This window comes from Halomonas sp. ND22Bw (assembly GCF_003011945.1).
Taxonomy (GTDB): domain Bacteria; phylum Pseudomonadota; class Gammaproteobacteria; order Pseudomonadales; family Halomonadaceae; genus Halomonas; species Halomonas halophila.
In genome coordinates, this window is record NZ_PXWD01000293.1 from 1 (window position 1) to 383 (window position 383).

Annotated in this window: 1 pseudogene; it reads right to left on the reverse strand. The window is 61.1% G+C overall.

Annotated elements, in window-relative coordinates:
* Positions 1 to 383, reverse strand: a pseudogene (locus CVH10_RS18130) (formaldehyde dehydrogenase, glutathione-independent); the annotation flags it as partial.

Here is a 383-nt window from a genome sequence, read left to right on the forward strand (position 1 = left end):
CCTGCTTGATGCTCTTCGTGTTCATCACCGGGGGCAGATAGGGCAGCCGATCGTTCAGGTTCGCCCGCATGAGGGCGTGGTTGTTATTCGCCGTCGGCGACTGGCCTGCCGACATCCGCGGCGACTTGATCCAGCCACTGGCCCAATCGACTTCCATGCTGCCCTTCTTGTTGTCCCTATTCTTGGAGATCGGATTGGGGCAGTAAACGCCGACCGTGCTGGTCATCCCACCGAAGCGGACATATTTCAGCAGCGCGTTGGTGACGGCGTTCTCGACGATCTGGTCGGACTCCGCCCCGAACCCGCGACAGTCGAGGCCCACATAGTCGATGACGCGATCGGCCTCGCGCTTGCCGGTGATCCGTTCCAGATGATCCTCGATC